Genomic DNA, 15,718 nt, shown 5'->3' on the forward strand with positions numbered 1-15,718 from the left:
GTCTAAATGCACGATTTATACCAAAATTTATTTACATACTTATCATTAAGTTACATCAATAATTTGAGCGACATAAAAATGACGCACGCAAAAAGGAATAATAATGAGTGAGCAAATAAAGTGCCGTTGCCCGTGGCTCGACACCACTAAACCCGACTACGTTATTTACCATGATGAAGAATGGGGCGTCCCCCTTTATGATGATACAAAGCTGTTTGAATTTATCACTCTAGAATCAGCGCAAGCAGGCTTAAGCTGGTACACAATTTTAAAAAAGCGCAGCGGTTATAAAAAAGCATTTGCTAATTTTGATGTAAAAAAAGTAGCCCAATTCACACAAGATGACGTTGAGAGACTAATGCTTAATGAAGGTATTGTGCGCAATCGCTTAAAAATTGCGGCAACTGTTAACAACGCAAAGCGCTTTATAGAAATACAAAATGAATTTGGAAGTTTTAGTAACTACCAATGGCAGTTTGTCGGTAATAAACCGATTATAAGTAATTTAAATAACGCTGAGGACTACCCAGCAATTACAAAGGCATCAACCGCATTTGCTAAAGACTTAAAAAAACGGGGATTTAAGTTTTTAGGGCCAACCACTGTTTACGCTCATATGCAGGCCTGCGGTATGGTTAACGATCACAGTAATGATTGTTTTAGAAAAGAAGAAATTATTGAGGCTTTTAGTGGGTAAGTGATTTATAGCTATAAAAGTAATTTGTTCACAAAGAGGTTAAGAGACGCTGCGCTCTAGATAAGTAAAGCGTAAGTTGACTATGGCTTCTCATTTACCCTCGTTTTTTCTCTTTGTAAAATAACGTTTTAATTAAGTGATTAAAAGAAGTGATTAAAAGTCTTGTTTTTCACGCGTGCAAGTCTAGCGTAACAACAAAAGTAAAAACCGTGTAGGTGCGAATTTACTTCGCGCTCTTGCTAATATTTTTTAAGTAAAGTGCGGTATAAAACCGCACCTACAAAACGAGGGGTTATTTATCTACTGTGTTTGGCCAATTTATAACTAAGCACTGACAGCTGCTTTTAAACCTTAATCTCGTGAAAGATTATACTTTTTCATTTTCTCCACGAGTGTTGTTCTGCGAACCCCTAATATCTCTGCAGCGCGAGCTACAACGTAATCATAGCGCTCTAACGCTTGGGTAATTAAGCTAATTTCAAGTTCGGCTAAATAATCTTTAAGTTCAATACCATCATCTGGCAATAGCCCACTACCCGTTTGGTTAAACTCAGCGTCTGGCTCACTTTCGTAATCGCTAAAACCGGTGCTAAATATGTCGTTAAAGGCATCTTTTTCCATTAACTCTTCAGGGTATTCTGGCTCGTAGGCTTCAACTTCAATGTAACGATATTTGTTAGGTAAATCAGGAATATCAACCACTTTTTCAGGGAACATAATAACCATACGCTCCACCAAATTAGCAAGCTCACGAATATTACCAGGCCAAGCATGTTCTTTTAAGCTCTCAACTGCGCGCTCGGTAAACTTAGCGGTAGAACCTGTTTGGTCGTTAACACGGCGCATTAACTCTTTTAAAAGCAGCGGAATATCATCAGCACGTTCACTAAGCGATGGGTTTTCGATAGGAAATACATTTAAGCGGTAATATAAATCTTCCCTAAAACTCCCCTCTTCAATCATTGTTTCTAGGTTACGATGCGTGGCTGCAATAACGCGTACATCAGCCTGAATAGCCTTTGTCCCGCCAACACGTTCATAGCTGCGTTCTTGCAATACTCGCAGCAACTTAACTTGCATTTGCAGTGGCATATCACCTATTTCATCTAAAAATAGCGTTCCACCTTGAGCTAGTTCAAACCGCCCTTTACGAGCCGATATAGCACCAGTAAACGCGCCTTTTTCGTGGCCAAATAGTTCACTTTCGAGCAGTTCAGCCGGAATAGCACCACAGTTAACCGGTACAAACGGTCCATTAATACGCTTTGAAAGCAGGTGTACATTACGGGCAACCACTTCTTTACCAGTACCTGATTCACCTAAAATTAAAACATTAGCGTCGGTTTTTGCCACTTGTTCAATTAAAAAGCGAACATCTTTTACGGCCTCTGTTTCACCAACTAGCCCGTCAAAGGTTTTATGTGGTTTAGTATGCTTATGTTCATTAGGCAGCATACGTTGATACTGCTGGCAATCATGAAGTAACTGAGTTGTCACTTCGTGATTAAATGGCTCGCAAATAAGCCCCACCACATTAGCTATACTTAATAGTGGTTTTAGCGTTTCGCCAATTAATAAAAACGGTAGAGTTGGATAGCGTTTAATTAAGCTTTCGTGGTCAAGTGATTGCAACGCTCCTAAAATAATCATGCATTCTTGTTGCTGATATTTTTTGCACTCTTGCTCAAAGCTTTCTTCGCTTAATAGCTCAGAAGCTTCACCAATAAAGCTAAGTGAAGCATTTAATCCTATTGCGCGGTTGTTATTATTATCTAAAATCAAGATCATATTTAGCGAGCCGTACTTTCACTAATTTGTATAATTAGTTAAATTGTAAGCCAGTTCAGCATGGATGCAAGCGATAGCGGCAGTTTTTTGACATAAACGCCAAAAAACAGACGGGCTAGTTAAGTCAATCATACTTAATAGTTAATCATTAAGTATGGGTTATAGTTTTAACTTAGTTATTACTTAGCCATTACTTAACTATTACCTAACTATAACTTAGCCCTAAAAATTAATTTACTCGGCAATAAAAATGCTATTGTTAGTAAATAAACTCAATTATAAATTTAAGTTGAAGTTACAAATGCCGATACATAAATAAGTGAAAATGCTTGGCATTAATATTGCTTTGTATTAGCTTTCACATAATTTTATTGTTTTAAATTTTAGGATTTTCCATGGCTCACATCTCAGTAAAAAAATACGGTCAAGTTCGTGCTAGTAGTATTGCCGAAATGACTCCTTACGAACAAATAAACCTTATATTTAGTAATATTATCGGCCGTTTAGCAGCTACAAAAGGGTTTATTGAGCGCAAAGAAATAGCTAAAAAAGGTGAGAACATTTCAGCTTGCATTTTATTGCTTGGTGCTCTGCAAGATGCACTTAATTTAGAAGTAGAGCAAGACCCTAGTATTTCTAACAATTTATTGGCACTTTACGATTACTGCCAACGCCGTTTAACTCAAGCTAACTTACACAACGATATTGAAGCAATTACTGAAGTATCAAGTATTGTTAAAGAAATTAAAGAAGGTTGGAATAACATTCCGCTAGATCAACGCAGCCCTGCGGTTTAATTTAAATTATGGACTCGCCAACATCTTCGCAGCAACTAACAAGCCATGCAGAGCAAATACAAACACTGCTTAGTAACATTGAAGTATTAGTAAATGATAATAATGCAGATGAAGCTCCGCCTTTTTTAGATACTTTAAACACTAAACTAAAACAATGGTGCGAAAACAGTGAAGGCCCAAGCGCAGAGCAATTAGAATTAATTCAGCTTCGTATAAATACTATTTTAGTTAAAGCAAATAGCGCTAAAAACGAGTCATCTAAAGCCATTATTAAACAAAAAAAATCTGGCAAGGCAATTAAGGCATATAGAGCAGCCAAATAAAATTCACCTCAAGCAGTAAACATAAAAAAACCGTTATAAATAACGGTTTTTTTATGTTTTTGGTTTAGCTATTAAAACTATATGCTATTTATATATTAAGAGTTATCTCGTACAACCCCAGGCATATTTTCCAGCTGAGCTTGAACATATGTACTGGTGTTATTAAGGCTTGCCACTAATAAATCCATCGCATTATATTGAGCATACAACCTTGACGATAGCGACTCCATTTTACTGGCAAGACTCAAGCGCTGGTCATCTAAATCGTCTAGTTGGTTTGTTTTGCTGTCTATACGGTTTTGAATAATACCGTCGGAATCGGTGTAAAAGCTTAATTTTTCGTCAAACGATTGTGCAAAGCCATCGTCATCATTACCTACAAAAAACTGCTGCACTAAATCTACATCGCTTGCTATTTTTTCATTGAGTGTTTCTGTATTTAGCGTTAAAACACCGTAGCGGTCTGTTTCTACACCTAACTGCGAAAGCGATAGTGAGTTGCCATCACCCAAATCAACTGATTCAGTGATTTCACTACGAAGCTTTGACATAACGCCACGAAGTAGTGAATCACCAGCCATAACGCCTGCGCCAGCTTCACTTGACGCACCCAAGTTATTGCTGAGCTCTAACAGTTCGTTATAACTTGTAATAAAGTTATTTAAACCTGTTTTAATATTATTATTATTTTCGGTAATTGATATGTCGCTTATGTCATCATCGGTATCATGCGGTTTTTTAGCTGTTATATCCACGCCATCAATCACGTTACTAAATTCATTAGTGTTGCTTGATACCGTCAACGTGCCATCAATCGTTATTTGTGCATTTTGAGCAGCATTAACTTGTGTTAAATTAGTTGTGTGGTTAGCAGGGTCTGCGTCTGATACATCATAAGCTAGTCGAGATAACCCGCCTGTATCAGTATTATTACCGTCATCGTCTTGTACGGTTATTGTAATTGCGTTATCTTCGCCAGTTTCTTTACTTGTAAGTACTAAATGCTGACCAGTATCACTAGTTATTATAGTGGCGACAACCGAATCATTACTATCGCTACCAGTAAAAGGGCCATTGTTAATCTGGTCGCGTAAATCTTCTAATGTATTTGTAGCCGATAAAACAGTAGAGAAGCTATTTGCACCAGAACCGATTGTAATTACGCCAGCTCCAATTGCCTCATCAGCGGCAAATGCGAGGGAAGATAATTTATGAGCTTGTGCTAATGCATCTACTTTTATATTGTAACTACCAGGCTGAGCGTCTTTATCCGAACTAATTGATATAAAATCATCATTACCCGATGCAGTTCGTTTTTGATAGTTATCACTATCACCCAGTGCTTCCATTGATGTTTGTACTTTTTCAAGCGCAGACTTTAATGCACCAACAGCAGAAATATCCGTTGTTAATTTACCTTCTGTAGTATTTAAACGAGCTTCAGCAGGGGCTTGTTCAGCATTAACTAGCGCATCAACAATGTCTGCTACCGCTAACCCTGAGCCTAAACCATTAAACGTAATAGACATACCTTACCCCTTTAAACACTCAAAAATAAACTAACTCAATATTAGTAATGCAAACTACCGATTAAACTGTTTGGTCAATTAAAATACCTGCCGATTCCGACAATTTAGAAACCAAACTTAATACTTCTTCAGAAGGATACTGCTTGATAACTTCACCGCTGTCTTTATCGAGTACTTTAATTACATCACGACCTGAATCTTCATCAACCTTAAATTGCAAACTACGGTTCATTTCGCCCATAAAGTCCTGCAATTGTTGCGCCATTTGTTCTAGCTGTTCACGCTCTAACGGCTGAGCAGTAACTTCTTGATTATTTTTTTCGTATTGGTTTTGCTGTAATCGTTGTTGATTTTGTGTATCAGCTTGCTTTACATCGTCAACAGCGCGTTCAGTTAGCGAACTAGCTGCTTGGCCAGCTACTTTATCTTCACCCGCTAGCGGGGTTAGTAATGTAACTTCTGCATTGGAATTAATGGTATTCATAACAGATTCCTATTTGTACTTAATTAAACCAACAATAGCTCAATTAAAACCCTTAAACCACAAAAGGAGGTAGCTAAAGCCACCTCCTTTATTGTAAAACTAATACTGACTTTATGTACTAGCTAACCATTAAGCTATTACTTTAACTTATTAACCTAATAAGCTAAGTGCTGCTTGTGGTAACTGGTTCGCTTGCGACAAGATTGACGTACCTGCTTGTTGCAATATTTGATTCTTCGTCATTTGCGCTGTTTCTGTAGCAAAATCGGTATCTTGAATACGGCTACGTGATGCTGATACGTTTTCAGATATATTTGCAAGATTACTAATAGTATGGTCAAAGCGATTTTGAACTGCACCTAAATCGGCACGTTCGCTATCTATACTCTTAAGTGCAGCATCAATTACATCAATTGCTGATTGAGACCCACCAGCGGTTGAAATATCAAGGTTTGCCACTGATGTTAAGCTAGTGGTGGTATCAAGCGCTGCATTACTTGTTGTAGCGCCATTTAAAGTACCTGCACCAGTAACACTCAAACTAGAAAAATCGACATCTAATACTGCATCAGAAAAATCTAAACGACCGGTTACAATAGCTGTCTTACTTGCTGTAGCACCTGTTGCGGGTGCTGTTGTTACTGCACCGAGTGCCAATGCATCTGCTCCATCGTAGGCAGAAACTGTGCCTGAAGCACCACCAGTATCAGTCCCCCCCTCAGCTATTTCCATTGTTACATCTATGTTTTCACCACTAGTATTGGTAAAGACCAACAGGTCACTATCCGGGTCAACACTTGCTGTTATGCCTTTCGCTGCCAATTCTTCAATTGTTGCGGAATCAATTGCGCCATTTAATGCCGTTACCTGAGCATCATTATCAGCACCTGCGGCCATTGTTGCGGAGATTTCAACACCTGAAACATTTAGAGTAACAACATCGCCGCCAGTGGTATCCGTTGCGAAATTACCAACCGCAACTTGCGTGGTTGCACCAACACCAAACACCCCTTCGGTACTATTAAATTGGCCAGCTAAATCAGCAGCACTCATACCTGTAGTCAAGTCAATAGTGTTGGTCTTACCGCCAGCAGTAACGCTTAATGAATCAGTATCTGCGAATGTTTTAGCTGCTTCACTAGCTCCTGAAAAACCAGCAATTGCTGCCAAAGTAAAACCCTTACCCGTTAAGCCAATATCTTCAGCTGCGGTTGAATTTAGGGTGACACCAATAGTTTCATTACTATTAGAACCTACTTGGAATTGTTTAGTACCAAAATCTCCATTTAATAGCTGTTGGCCACCAAACGAAGTTGTATCGGAAATACGGGTTAACTCAGACTGTAAAGCTGATACTTCTTTTTGTAGAGAAGCTCTATCATCGTCAGAGTTTGAACCATTGGCTGATTGTAGCGCTAGTTCACGCATGCGCTGCAAGATATTAGTCGACTCGCTCATCGCACCTTCAGCTGTTTGCGTCATAGAAATACCATCGTTAGCGTTACGTTGCGCTACACCCAAACCATTAATTTGCGATGTTAAACGGTTTGAGATTTGCATACCTGCCGCGTCATCTTTTGCGCTATTGATACGCATACCTGATGATAAACGTTCCATTGAAGTTGCTAAGTCAGAACCTGATTGAGATAGGTTACGTTGAGCATTTAGTGAAGATACATTTGTGTTTACTGAAATCATAATAAAACTCCTGATTACTTTCGTAATGTTGCTATTTTAATTTAACCAAGAGCTGTCACAAATGTATGCTCAGCTCCGTACTGATTAAGTTAACGGCAGGAGGTAAATTATCTTTAGGAGTATTTTAAAAATAAATTAGTTTATTTGTTTAATAAAACATAACTAACTGTTTTAAAGTGAAAAGTAGTTACTTATTAATTTTTATAGCGCATAAGGTTATGCTCTAAATAATTTTTATTACCTCAAAAAACAAAAAAACGCACTTCAAGTTGAAGTGCGTTTATATAAACAGTTACTAGTAAACTAAATAATTAGCCACCTAATAAACTAATTGCTGCTTGTGGTATTTGGTTTGCTTGCGAAAGTATTGACGTACCCGCTTGTTGGAGTATTTGATTTTTAGTCATTTGTGCAGTTTCGGTCGCAAAATCTGTATCTTGAATACGACTACGTGACGCAGATACATTTTCTTGAATATTAGCAAGGTTACTAATTGTATGACCAAAACGGTTTTGAACCGCACCTAAACCCGCACGCTGCTCATCAATTTGAGCAAGTGCACCATCAATTATCGATATTGCATCTTGAGAGCCTAGCTCTGTTGTTAAATTTACCGTATCGACATTATTTGCTGTAGCAGTAGCTGTAGCCGCTAAGTTTTTTGTATCTGTCGATGCCACTGAGAACTCTTTAGAAGCCGTTAACTTTAAAGTACCAGTTATTCTTGCTGCAACATCAACACCTTCTGTTAGGGTTATAGGGGTGTTTAAATCACCATTACTGTCCACGGCAGTTAATGTTACCGTATCATTTCCAGCAGTAGCATTAGCGTATGAGTCAATTATAATATCAGCGCCAGTCTCATCCGTTAACGTAATCGCCCCCGTTGTCGAATTATGAGAGGCTGCAACTCCAGTTTCAGCTGTAGAAGCATTAATCGCATCTGCAATTTCTGATTGGTTTGTGGCACCAGTAGTGCCTGAAATTGGAATGCCATTTAAGTTAAAGCTTACTATATCACCTGCAGTTGAGGCCATCCCCACAACTACTGATGTTGATGCTCTAGCTATAACACCATGCTCACTAGTTGTATCGTTTATTGCTGCTGCCGCATCTAGTGCCGACGAGCTAGCTGTAATATTGACCGATGTAGTTTGCTCACCTGTAGTAAATGATACCGTTGAATCTGCTATAGCGGATGCAGGTGTAGTAGCGCCAGGCAACACGCCACCAAAACCTGTGTTAACAGCACCTTCAAGTTGTGATTTAAAGCCACCTATATCTTCTGCTGCTGTGCTTGCTAAACTAAGTGAAATTGTTTCGTTGGCATTCGCGCCAACCTGAAAATTTCGAGTGCCATATGAGCCATCTAATAATTGCTGACCACCGAACGATGTAGTGTCAGAGATTCGAGTTAATTCTTCTTGTAAGGCAGACACTTCTTTTTGCAATGCATCACGGTCTTCACTTGAATTTGAACCATTAGCAGATTGCAGGGCAAGCTCTCGCATACGTTGTAGTATATTAGTCGATTCTTGCATAGCGCCTTCAGCGGTTTGCGCCATTGAAATACCATCGTTAGCATTACGCTGAGCAACGGCTAAGCCATTTATTTGCGACGTTAATCTGTTTGAAATTTGTAAGCCGGCGGCATCATCTTTTGCGCTATTGATACGCATACCTGATGATAAACGCTCCATCGAAGTTGCTAAGCCTTCACCTGATTTATTAAGGTTACGTTGTGCGTTTAGTGACGACACATTAGTATTTACTGTTAATGCCATTTTACCATCTCCTAGGTTTAAACAGAGTGTGGTTCAACACGATTTAACAGGAACCACTGTTCGATAATTTCTTACAACAAGAAAAGCATTTACTGTGCCAACTTTAAATTATTTTTAACTTGTTGTTTTAAAGGGTAAAAACATGAACTGCTGAATTATAAATAATTAGTGAAGTTATTTAGAAGGGGGTGACATTTTTTTGCCGCGGTTTTGTAGCCAGTTTTTGCCGCGATTTTATAGATAGTTATTGCCGCTTTAAAGTGGGTAAAGCGGCAAGGTATTTCTTCTTACAATCTACTTATAACTTGCTTATAAGTAATCGAATAATGAAAGGTTTGTTAAACGGCCAAAAGTTGCTTGCGATGCTTGCAGTGCCGTTTCTTGTTTAGTCAGTTCGCTAATAGCTTCTGCCATATCCACTTCAACTAAGTTAGAGCGATTACTTTTATTTTGAATATCGAGTGCTAAGTTTGAATCGCTTACTCTTTCAAGCGCGTTCATACGCCCGCCTAAACTTGCTTGGGTAAACACCACTTGCTCACTCGCATTTTGTAATTGCACTAAGCCATCAGCAAGTACTTGCTGAAAGTCATCACCTTCAAGTGTGCCATCATTTAAACCTGTAATAAGTGATTGCAATGTATTAAGTACGTTTTCTTTATATGGTTTTTCAAGTCTAAAATCGAGTTGCCCTGGAGCATTACCCTCAAATTGAATTTTCATACCTGCAAATTCAATTGTATCATCTGTAAATTCACCAGTTTGAGGCGGGGTAAGCGACATACCATCTTGTAAAATTTCATATGTATCTGGATCGTTTGTTGTTGCACCAGCGGTTGTGACTACACTAAAAGTATTTGCTGTAGGTGAAACTGGAGTCGTTGGATCAGCATTGTATTGAGCTTGATGGAACTTATCGAACTCGGCTTGGCCATCAACATAAACAGTGCCTTTAGTAATATTATTTGTAGGTGTTGTTGTTGGTATGTCTGCTTTATTATCGAGTACATTTAATCTGGCATCTGTTTTTTCAAACGTATCAAAGCCGTTATCACTCGCTTTAATTGATACACCTTCAGCTATAGTTATTTGGTGCTGGCCTTGATCGCCTTTATAGTTATATTCACCTGATTCGAGCTGATAAGGCTGCGTGCTGTCTTGGTAGCCTGAAAATATGAATTTCCCGTCTTCTGAGCGGGTGTTCATTAAATTAGCTAACGTTTGTTGAATGCCACTAAGCTCTGATGCAATCGATTTTAAATCGTCTTTGGTGTAAACACCATTACCAGCCTGAATAGTGAGCTCTTGCGCTTGTTGTATATTACTATTTATGCTTTGTAATACGCTTTCTTCAGTTTCTAGCCTGCCGGTAAGCTGGTCGATATTTTTAGTGTATTGCTCATTCGTTTGTATTTTATTTGAATACAGCATAGCTTGCGAAATAGCAGCTGGCGCTTCTGAGGTGGTTAAATACTTTTCACCAGTTGTTACTCGCTCTTGAGCATTTGCAACACCTTGTTGGTTGTCGAGTATTTTATTTATGTTGTTTTGGTACATTAAATTATTTGATAAACGCATAATTACCTCGCCGCATTTAATAAGGTGTCAAAAATTTCTTGAGCTGCTGCTAAAACTTGAGCTGATGCTGAATATGATTGCTGAAAACGCAGTAAATTTGCAGCCTCTTCATCAAGGTTTACACCCGATAGTGATTCGTACCATGCCTCAGACTGCTCTGCTAATGCATTAAACGCACTACCGCTTGTTATTGCTTGACCAGTTATAACGCCTATATCACTCACTAACCCTGAATAAGCTTGGTTGAACGTTTTATGATTGTCGGCCGTTGCTGTTGTTTCTACATTTAAACGGACTAACTCACCATTCTGTAAGTCAGCTAATTTTAAACCATTACGGTTATCATCAAAGCCGCCTTCGTTAAACTCAAGTGTAAAGGTGTCGCCTGTTGCTGGAGTGCCTTCTATGTCAAAATCAAAACCATAATCGCTGTATGGCGTTCCTGCTTGAGATAAAACATTATTACCTGGCGGTGGAATAATAATTGTTGTTGCCGTATTATTTTCATCAGAAATTTGATATTCGTTTGCAGTGCCTGTTTTTACTAGGGTAATACCGCCATTGGTCAAACCGGGAGCGGTGGTAAAACCACCCGATGTCACGCTTGTTACTTCTCCCACTGAAATAGTAGCGGTGCCTATATTATCTATACTGTTAGCAGTACGAATAGGCGATGCTAGTGCTAAATCTTCTGCGCGCCCTGTTGCAAGCGTAATGCTAGAAGCCGAGTCAGAATTAAGCTTAATTTGAAACTGATCTCCCACGTTACCTGTTTTGGTTGTATCTATATTTAATTGTAGTCCGAAGGAGTCTTTTACCGTTGCTAATACTTCTGGTGTTGTAGCTGTTGCCGCTTGATAAGGGACTGCATTTCGAATATCGTCTGCATTTATGATCCCATCAGCTGGGATATCTGCAACTGATGGGTCACCTAGCGGTTCGCCTTTATTATCTACCGGTTGAATAGAAACCGATGTCGCACTCGTATAAGTAATAATAAAGTCACTTGCCGGAAGCTCACTGCCCTTACCAGGCTCTACAGTTGCAGTCATACCGGCATCACCAGTATTCGCTTGATACGCATAAGCGCCAACGGTAGGTATATTAAAAATATTACCACCTAGCTGACCTGTTGCATCCATACCCAATTTGTTTTGCTCGTTAAATGCGTCGGCTATCGCTAAGCCCATTTGACCAATTTGGTTTTGAGCAGGGACTAATATGTCATCTCTAAAAGCGAGTAAGCCGCCAATTTTGCCTTTAAGCTTGCTTACATCAACTTCAAGCGGCACTGCTTTGCCACCATTAACGTCAAGCGTGAATTCTTTAAAGTTAGGATCGGGATCCCCTGTCATCGAGAATAAGTTAAATGCGCCATTTTGCATAACAACTGCTTCGCCTGTGCCCATAAAAACGAGTTTTTCGCCATTTGGACCATCAAGCGTTTCTATGTCTATTAGCTCTGATAAGTCGCGTATTGCTTTATCGCGTTCGTTATAGGTAGAGCTTGCATCTGCGGCATTATTAGTGCCATTAACGGCTGCAATATTTTGATTTAGCGTACTAATACTTTGAATGAGTGAGTTTGCTTCATCTGAAAATATTTCGAGCTGCTCGTTCACTATACTTTTTTGATCAAGCACGATGCCCGAAAGCCTATCCATTTGATCAATTAAGCTTTGCGCATCTGTCATTACTAATGAGCGGGCAACGGTAGATGACGGCTGATTTAGCGCTTCTTGCACGTTATTAAATAAAGAGTTAATTCCAGTCGAAAGGTTGTTCGACTCTTCAGAAAAAATAGTATCAACTCGATTAGCCTCAGTAATAAACTGATCGAAAAACGATTTATTAGAGGTGTCACGATTTAGCTGTGACTGAGCAAACTCGTTTAGTAATCGGTATGTTTCGCCCCGCCCCACTTGGTTATCAACCATAGTGGTAAATTCAGTACGCTCACGTACGTAGCCTACGGTATTTACATTGGCAATATTTTTACTTGTCGTTTGCAATAGCTCCGAGCTTGCTCTAACCCCAGAACTGGCAATGTTTAATAAATTAAACGACATGTTACTCTACTCCTTGGCGGATCACGTTTGCCGCAATGTCTTTTAGCTGACTGCTATTGAGCACATTTTTTATTTTGCTGGCATAATTTGGATCGGTTGCATAACCTGCTTTTTGTAATGAATCTAAAAAGTCATTTGGTTTTGCTGTATTTTGTAATGCTTCTTTGTAGCGTGGGTTTTGCGTTAAAAAATCAACGAAGTCGTTCACGCTATCTTTAATTGAATCGTAGGCTCTAAAGCTGGCTTGTTTTTTAACGGGTGTGCCTTGTTCAAACTCAAGCGTTACTTTGCTTGCTTTATCGCCTTCCCAGCTTTTATCTGACTTAATATTAAATAAGTTATTTGAGCTGCCACCGTCACTTTTATTAATAATGTGTTTACCCCAACCGGTTTCAAGTGCCGCTTGAGCAACCATTACCGCTGGGTTTAAACCTATTTTTTGCGCTGCAGTTTTAGCGTGTTCCCACACTGAACTTACAAACTCTTCTGCATTTTTAAATGTTGGGCTATCGGTTTTAGACTCTGCAGTATTAACCTTAGGCTCAGCAATATCGGCTTTAGTACTTTTAACGATAAGATCGGGTTGCTTATTTTTTTGCTCATGAGGAAGAGCGGATCCGACTTGCGTATCGCTGAAAATATCGTTAGTTGTTCTAAGCACCGAACCTGGCATAAAGTTTTTAGACTCAGGCGATAACTGCTGAACAATTAAATCGGCAAGGCCTAACGAGCCATTTGATGAAAGCTCTGTTGAAAGTTGCTGATCGTGCATTTCTTCAAAAAACTTTACGCCACTTGAATTAAATGGACTGTCTTTATCTTCAAATGCTTCGTTAGCTTTGCGCATTCCTTTGAGCAACATTTGCGTAAAAATAGCTTCAAATTGTGCGGCCGCTTTTTTGAGCGCAGCTTTGGAAGCATCAGTTGATGCATCGCCACTCGTTAAGGCTTCTTTACGAAGTGAATCTAAGTTGCCTAAATCAAAAAAGTTTTGTTTATCGAGGTGATTAGTTTCCATCGGCTTTTTGACACAAAATGAATAATGCAGTTAAAAATGCAAAAATTGAGCCACTACCGATAAAACGAGGAAGATAAAAATAATAAACTTAAGTTGCTGTAAATAAAAAGCCCTATATCTAGGGCTTAAGTAATACGTTATTTATTGGCTTGAGTTATTTATATAACAACTAACTGCCCGTTAATTGCGCCGGCTTCTTTTAGTGCTTCTAAAATAGCCATTAAGTCACCAGGCGCTGCGCCTACTTCGTTAATTGCGCGAACTAAATCGTCAAGGCTTACACCTGGATTAAATACAAAGGCGCGCGAGTCGTCTTGGTTTACATCAATAATACTTTGCTGTGTGACAACTGTATCACCGTTTGCTAGCGGGTTTGGTTGTGACACATTTTGTTGCTCTGCAATTGTTACTGTTAAGCCACCATGAGTTATAGCCGCAGGCTGAAGCTTAACGTTTTTGCCAATGACAATTGTACCGGTGCGCGAGTTAACTATAATTTTAGCGGCCATATCAGCTGGCTTAAATTCTAAGTTTTCGAGTGTTGATAAGTACGATACACGCTGGGATGCATCGCGTGGTGCTATAACACGAATAGAAACAGAATCAATTGCTTGTGCGCTATTTGGGCCAACTAAGTCATTAATTGTTTTTTCTAGGCGTTTTGCCGTTGTAAAGTCTGGGCGGTTTAAGTTAAAGGTAATGTAATCGCCTTGCATAAATGGGCTTTCTACAGTGCGTTCAACTGTTGCGCCATTTGGTATACGACCAACTGTAGGGGTGTTAATTACAACCTTACTACCATCAAGGCCTTGTGCCCCTAAGCCACCGACAATTAAGCTACCTTGTGCAATTGCATACACGTTACCGTCTACACCCTTTAAAAAAGTTTGTAGTAAAGTGCCACCACGTAAACTGCCTGCACTACCAATGGAAGAAACCGTAATATCTATTGTTTGCCCGGGCTTTCTAAATGCAGGTAATTCTGCATGCACAGCAACAGCGGCAACATTCTTAATTTTAGGACTTTGAGTTGAAGGTAGCGTAATACCAAAGCTGTTCAACATGCCTCTAAAACTTTGTTGTGTGTATGAGTTTTGCTCGCCAGTGCCCGGTAAACCAACCACTAAGCCATAACCAACTAATTGGTTAGAGCGTACGCCTTCAACCATAGACACATCTTTTATGCGCTCAGCACTGGCAGTAAACTGCCAACCTAATAACACAACTAAACATAAAGCTTTAAGGCTATTCATGTTGTTACCCTCTAAAATGGAAACAGCGAACTGCTAAAGAAACGTGTAAGCCAACCAGGACTTTGCGCTTCTTGCGTTTGCCCTTTACCTGAGTATTGAATACGTGCATTAGCAATACGGTTTGATTCAACCGTATTATCGGCGCTTACGTCTTGAGGGCGTACTAGCCCTTCTAGACGAATAAACTCTTCGCCGGTATTAAGCGTTAGCCATTTTTCGCCGCGTATAACTAAATTACCGTTAGGTAAAACACGCATTACATTTACCGAAATATCGCCTACTAAGCTGTTTGACTGGTTTGATTTTGAATCACCCGTAAACGACGAATCACTACCAATACCAAACTGAATGCTATCGCCACCTATATTTACTGGTAGACCACCTAATCCAATCACTGGGTCTAAGCTTGCGTCAGTTTCTTTGTCTGTTTCTGTTTTAGCGGCCTTTGTTGCTTGAGTAGACTCTTGCAGTTTAACCGTAATTATATCGCCAGTACGTAGCGCTTTTTTATCAGAATATAAGTCGTTTGATGTATGAGTATTAAACAATGAACCTGTAGCTACCAGCGGCTCTAAAATAGGCTCGGGGTACATAGGTGCGTAGTAAGGGTCGTCCTGCACTACCTCACTATTTTGCGTAGACATACAGCCACTTAAAAATAATGTGCCCGCTGCAAATAAAATAATATTACGCATAATTC

13 protein-coding genes and 1 pseudogene are annotated in these 15,718 nt (G+C 39.4%); 3 read left to right on the forward strand and 11 right to left on the reverse strand.

Going from position 1 to position 15,718, the window contains the following annotated elements:
* Window positions 1-103 precede the first annotated feature (103 nt).
* The gene (locus tag I6F44_RS14470; RefSeq protein ID WP_197174032.1) at window positions 104-697 is read left to right on the forward strand and encodes a DNA-3-methyladenine glycosylase I; all 594 of its coding nucleotides are present in this window, start codon (window positions 104-106) and stop codon (window positions 695-697) included.
* A gap of 351 nt (window positions 698-1,048) precedes the next feature.
* Here the strand turns inward: I6F44_RS14470 and I6F44_RS14475 are convergent, their stop codons facing one another.
* Window positions 1,049-2,485, reverse strand: a complete 1,437-nt coding sequence (locus I6F44_RS14475) for a sigma-54 dependent transcriptional regulator (protein WP_197174033.1) — start codon at window positions 2,483-2,485, stop codon at window positions 1,049-1,051.
* A 395-nt stretch (window positions 2,486-2,880) separates the two neighbouring features.
* On the opposite strand from I6F44_RS14475, the gene fliS reads away from it, so the two are divergent.
* Both fliS and I6F44_RS14485 read left to right on the forward strand, forming a co-directional pair.
* Window positions 2,881-3,282, forward strand: coding sequence for a flagellar export chaperone FliS (gene fliS / locus I6F44_RS14480; RefSeq protein ID WP_121953973.1), 402 nt, complete (start codon window positions 2,881-2,883; stop codon window positions 3,280-3,282).
* Window positions 3,283-3,290: 8 nt separating this feature from the next.
* On the forward strand, window positions 3,291-3,605 hold the full coding sequence (locus tag I6F44_RS14485) for a hypothetical protein (RefSeq protein ID WP_197174034.1): 315 nt from the start codon (window positions 3,291-3,293) through the stop codon (window positions 3,603-3,605).
* A gap of 95 nt (window positions 3,606-3,700) precedes the next feature.
* Here I6F44_RS14485 and fliD read toward each other — a convergent pair whose 3' ends face one another.
* The 10 genes and pseudogenes from fliD to flgH all read right to left on the reverse strand — a co-directional run bounded on the left by fliD (window position 3,701) and on the right by flgH (window position 15,713).
* Window positions 3,701-5,134 (reverse strand): flagellar filament capping protein FliD, encoded by a 1,434-nt coding sequence (gene fliD / locus I6F44_RS14490; RefSeq protein ID WP_197174035.1) that lies wholly within the window; start codon window positions 5,132-5,134, stop codon window positions 3,701-3,703.
* Window positions 5,135-5,195: 61 nt separating this feature from the next.
* Window positions 5,196-5,618 (reverse strand): flagellar protein FlaG, encoded by a 423-nt coding sequence (locus tag I6F44_RS14495; RefSeq protein WP_197174036.1) that lies wholly within the window; start codon window positions 5,616-5,618, stop codon window positions 5,196-5,198.
* Between the two features lie 150 nt (window positions 5,619-5,768).
* A complete protein-coding gene (locus tag I6F44_RS19780) occupies window positions 5,769-6,671 on the reverse strand; it encodes a flagellin (RefSeq protein WP_442960267.1) in 903 nt (300 codons plus the stop codon).
* 237 nt (window positions 6,672-6,908) lie between these two features.
* A pseudogene (locus tag I6F44_RS19785) lies at window positions 6,909-7,316 on the reverse strand (flagellin N-terminal helical domain-containing protein); the annotation flags it as partial.
* A 311-nt stretch (window positions 7,317-7,627) separates the two neighbouring features.
* Window positions 7,628-9,100, reverse strand: a complete 1,473-nt coding sequence (locus I6F44_RS19685) for a flagellin (RefSeq protein ID WP_197174037.1) — start codon at window positions 9,098-9,100, stop codon at window positions 7,628-7,630.
* 309 nt (window positions 9,101-9,409) lie between these two features.
* Window positions 9,410-10,678: a flagellar hook-associated protein FlgL gene (gene flgL / locus I6F44_RS14510; RefSeq protein WP_197174038.1), complete on the reverse strand. Its 1,269-nt coding sequence runs from the start codon at window positions 10,676-10,678 to the stop codon at window positions 9,410-9,412.
* Between the two features lie 2 nt (window positions 10,679-10,680).
* Window positions 10,681-12,747: a flagellar hook-associated protein FlgK gene (gene flgK, locus I6F44_RS14515; RefSeq protein ID WP_197174039.1), complete on the reverse strand. Its 2,067-nt coding sequence runs from the start codon at window positions 12,745-12,747 to the stop codon at window positions 10,681-10,683.
* Between the two features lies 1 nt (window position 12,748).
* Window positions 12,749-13,765 (reverse strand): flagellar assembly peptidoglycan hydrolase FlgJ, encoded by a 1,017-nt coding sequence (gene flgJ / locus I6F44_RS14520; RefSeq protein ID WP_165742724.1) that lies wholly within the window; start codon window positions 13,763-13,765, stop codon window positions 12,749-12,751.
* Between the two features lie 158 nt (window positions 13,766-13,923).
* Window positions 13,924-15,018, reverse strand: a complete 1,095-nt coding sequence (locus I6F44_RS14525) for a flagellar basal body P-ring protein FlgI (RefSeq protein ID WP_024592771.1) — start codon at window positions 15,016-15,018, stop codon at window positions 13,924-13,926.
* 11 nt (window positions 15,019-15,029) lie between these two features.
* On the reverse strand, window positions 15,030-15,713 hold the full coding sequence (flgH, locus tag I6F44_RS14530) for a flagellar basal body L-ring protein FlgH (RefSeq protein ID WP_002959418.1): 684 nt from the start codon (window positions 15,711-15,713) through the stop codon (window positions 15,030-15,032).
* Window positions 15,714-15,718 lie beyond the last annotated feature (5 nt).

This window comes from Pseudoalteromonas sp. NZS11_1 (assembly GCF_015864275.1).
Taxonomy (GTDB): domain Bacteria; phylum Pseudomonadota; class Gammaproteobacteria; order Enterobacterales; family Alteromonadaceae; genus Pseudoalteromonas; species Pseudoalteromonas arctica.

What these genes read in the sequence shown, in the direction of transcription:
- I6F44_RS14470 (WP_197174032.1), top strand. Translation starts at nt 104, where the DNA reads ATGAGTGAGCAAATAAAGTGCCGTTGCCCGTGGCTCGACACCACTAAA.
- I6F44_RS14475 (WP_197174033.1), bottom strand. Translation starts at nt 2,485, where the DNA reads ATGATCTTGATTTTAGATAATAATAACAACCGCGCAATAGGATTAAAT.
- fliS (WP_121953973.1), top strand. Translation starts at nt 2,881, where the DNA reads ATGGCTCACATCTCAGTAAAAAAATACGGTCAAGTTCGTGCTAGTAGT.
- I6F44_RS14485 (WP_197174034.1), top strand. Translation starts at nt 3,291, where the DNA reads ATGGACTCGCCAACATCTTCGCAGCAACTAACAAGCCATGCAGAGCAA.
- fliD (WP_197174035.1), bottom strand. Translation starts at nt 5,134, where the DNA reads ATGTCTATTACGTTTAATGGTTTAGGCTCAGGGTTAGCGGTAGCAGAC.
- I6F44_RS14495 (WP_197174036.1), bottom strand. Translation starts at nt 5,618, where the DNA reads ATGAATACCATTAATTCCAATGCAGAAGTTACATTACTAACCCCGCTA.
- I6F44_RS19780 (WP_442960267.1), bottom strand. Translation starts at nt 6,671, where the DNA reads ATGAGTGCTGCTGATTTAGCTGGCCAATTTAATAGTACCGAAGGGGTG.
- I6F44_RS19685 (WP_197174037.1), bottom strand. Translation starts at nt 9,100, where the DNA reads ATGGCATTAACAGTAAATACTAATGTGTCGTCACTAAACGCACAACGT.
- flgL (WP_197174038.1), bottom strand. Translation starts at nt 10,678, where the DNA reads ATGCGTTTATCAAATAATTTAATGTACCAAAACAACATAAATAAAATA.
- flgK (WP_197174039.1), bottom strand. Translation starts at nt 12,747, where the DNA reads ATGTCGTTTAATTTATTAAACATTGCCAGTTCTGGGGTTAGAGCAAGC.
- flgJ (WP_165742724.1), bottom strand. Translation starts at nt 13,765, where the DNA reads ATGGAAACTAATCACCTCGATAAACAAAACTTTTTTGATTTAGGCAAC.
- I6F44_RS14525 (WP_024592771.1), bottom strand. Translation starts at nt 15,018, where the DNA reads ATGAATAGCCTTAAAGCTTTATGTTTAGTTGTGTTATTAGGTTGGCAG.
- flgH (WP_002959418.1), bottom strand. Translation starts at nt 15,713, where the DNA reads ATGCGTAATATTATTTTATTTGCAGCGGGCACATTATTTTTAAGTGGC.